The sequence below is a fragment of the Nesterenkonia sp. F genome (assembly GCF_000220985.1).
In the GTDB taxonomy this organism is placed as follows: Bacteria; Actinomycetota; Actinomycetes; order Actinomycetales; family Micrococcaceae; genus Nesterenkonia.
On sequence record NZ_AFRW01000072.1, the window covers coordinates 1 to 2,665 of the forward strand.

The following is a 2,665-nucleotide window of genomic DNA, read 5'->3' on the forward strand; positions in this document are numbered from 1 at the left end:
GCTCGACGGACCGCAGATCGTTGCCCACGATGGTCAGCATCTTGACGTCGAAGCCCTCGGCCGCGGCCAGGTGGTCCACCACCTGCTGGGCCTCCTCATACGTGCGGTAGCGGCCCAGCAGCTCGCCGCGCGGCAGACCGCCGGCCTGCTGGGGAGTCATGGATGCGTTCATCGCCATGTCCCCATTGTGCCGGGTCGCGGCGCCCGACGCGCGCCGGGACGCCGGGCGTTCGCAGAGGGCGCACCGCTGCGCCGGTCCGCGCGTGGTCCGCGCGAGGGTCGGTGGACGTCGTGCCCGGCATTCCTTAGGCTCGCTGGTGGTGATCCATGACACGGACGGATCGCCGCCGCACGCCTTCCTCCCCGGCCAGGACGTCCCAGGTCCCCGCTGCCGGACCACGACGACCCAGGAGACCCGATGAGAACCATCGACATGCCCGACGTCCGCCTGCCCGCCCCGAACGTCGTCCAGGGCCTGATGCGCATCCAGGAGAAGACCGACGACGAAGTCCGCGAGCTGGTGCGCACCGCCCGCGAGTCCGGCATCACCTTCCTCGACCACGCCGACGTCTACGGCGCCGAGCTGCACGGCTGCGAGCGCCGCTTCGCCGAGGCGACGCAGCTGACTCCCGCGGAGCGCGAGGAGTGGACCATCCAGACCAAGGCCGGCATCGTCCGCGAGGGGCCCTACTTCGACTTCAGCCGCGAGCACCTGGTCTCCTCCGTCGAGGGTTCGCTCGACGCCCTGGACACCGATTACATCGACATCCTGCTGCTGCACCGTCCCGACGCTCTGGTGGAGCCCGAGGAGGTCGCCGCGGCCTTCGACGAGCTGAAGTCCTCGGGCAAGGTGCGCGCCTTCGGCGTCTCCAACCACACGCCGCGGCAGATCGATCTGCTCCGGAAGTACGTCGACGAACCGATCGTCGCCAACCAGGTGCAGCTGTCGATCACCCACGCGCCGCTGGTCGCCCAGGGCGTGGCGGCGAACATGCAGAACCTGGATCAGTCGGTCAGCCGCGACGACGGCCTGCTGGACTACTGCCGGCTGCACGACATCACGGTGCAGGCCTGGTCGCCGTTCCAGGCCGGCTTCTTCGACGGTCCCTTCCTCGACTCCGACCGCTATCCCGAGCTCAACGCGGTCATCGACCGACTGGCGGCGAAGTACGATGTGCCGCCGATCGCGATCGCGACCGCCTGGATCACCCGCCACCCGGCGGACATGCAGGTGGTGCTGGGCACGACGTCGCCGGAGCGCATCTCCGGGGCGGCCCAGGGCTCCGAGATCCCGCTGACCCGCGCAGAGTGGTACGAGCTGGTCCGGGCCGCCGGCTACACGATCCCGTGAGATGACCCGCTGGACAGTCGAGTCTCCCCCGCCCGGCCCCGGCGCGGGGCGGCCTCGCGTCGAGGCCCTGCACCGGGGCGGGCCGCAGGCCTAGACTGGGACGGTGCCTGATCCGACCGTCGAAGACAGCATCCGCCGCCATCTCGCCCAGGTCATGGACCCCGAGCTGCGCCTGCCGATCACCCAGCTGGGGATGGTCGGCGACGTCGCAGTGGACGGCGAGGGCGTCGCCGACGTGACCGTCAAGCTGACCATCGCCGCCTGCCCGAAGCAGCAGACGATCACCGACGACGTCACCGCCGCGGCGGTGCGTGCCGAGGGGGTCTCCACCGCTCGGGTCCATCTGGACGTGATGACGCCCGAGGAGCGCGCCCGCCTGAAGGAGGACCTGCGCGGCGAGGGCGGCAAGATCAACCGCTTCGCCCAGCCCGACAGCCTGACCCGCGTCTACGCGGTGGCCTCCGGCAAGGGCGGAGTCGGCAAGTCCTCGGTGACGGTGAACCTCGCCTGCGCGATGGCCGCCGACGGGCTGAAGGTCGGCATCGTCGACGCCGACGTCCACGGCTTCTCGGTGCCCGGGCTGATGGGCATCACCGACACCCCCACCCGGCTGGACGAGATGATCCTGCCGCCGGTCGCCCACGGGGTGAAGACCATCTCCATCGGCATGTTCGTCGAGGGCAACCAGGCGGTGGCCTGGCGGGGCCCGATGCTCCACCGGGCGGTGGAGCAGTTCCTCACCGACGTGCACTTCGGCGACCTCGACGTCCTGCTGCTGGATCTGCCGCCGGGCACCGGCGACATCGCCATCTCGGTCGCCCAGCTGCTTCCCGGCTCGGAGCTGCTCGTGGTCACCACGCCGCAGGCGGCGGCCTCGGGCATCGCCGAGCGCGCCGGCGGGTTGAGCACACAGACCGAGCAGAAGGTCGCCGGAGTCATCGAGAACATGGCGCCGATGACCCTTCCCGACGGCAGCTCGCTGGACCTCTTCGGCTCCGGCGGCGGCCAGGTCGTCGCCGACCGGCTCACCGAGGATCTGGGGTCCGAGGTGCCGCTGCTGGGCTCGGTGCCGCTGGACATGGACCTGCGCTCCGCCGGCGACGCCGGAGATCCGGTCGTGCTCTCCGCGCCCGACTCCCCGGCCGGTTCCGCGCTGCGGGAGATCGCCGCGGCGCTGGCGCACCGTCCTCGCGGCATCGCCGACCGCTCGCTGCCCTTCGGCCCCGCCTGAGGCCGGCCGCCGCGCTGTCGTCGGGGCGCACCGGCGGCGCCGTCGACGCTGCGGCGGCTCAGGTGGCGTCGACGTCGAAGGGC

At 71.6% G+C, this 2,665-nt stretch carries 3 protein-coding genes; 2 read left to right on the forward strand and 1 reads right to left on the reverse strand.

What is annotated here, in order from left to right; genetic code table 11:
- Window positions 1–178 (reverse strand): general stress protein (locus GU5_RS17850; protein ID WP_369750455.1); only part of this gene is annotated, 178 nt, incomplete at its 3' end.
- Between the two features lie 240 nt (window positions 179–418).
- On the opposite strand from GU5_RS17850, the gene GU5_RS0105735 reads away from it, so the two are divergent.
- Both GU5_RS0105735 and GU5_RS0105740 read left to right on the forward strand, forming a co-directional pair.
- Window positions 419–1,351: an aldo/keto reductase family oxidoreductase gene (locus tag GU5_RS0105735; RefSeq protein WP_010524623.1), complete on the forward strand. Its 933-nt coding sequence runs from the start codon at window positions 419–421 to the stop codon at window positions 1,349–1,351.
- A 103-nt stretch (window positions 1,352–1,454) separates the two neighbouring features.
- A complete protein-coding gene (locus tag GU5_RS0105740; protein ID WP_010524624.1) occupies window positions 1,455–2,582 on the forward strand; it encodes an Mrp/NBP35 family ATP-binding protein in 1,128 nt (375 codons plus the stop codon).
- Window positions 2,583–2,665: the final 83 nt, after the last annotated feature.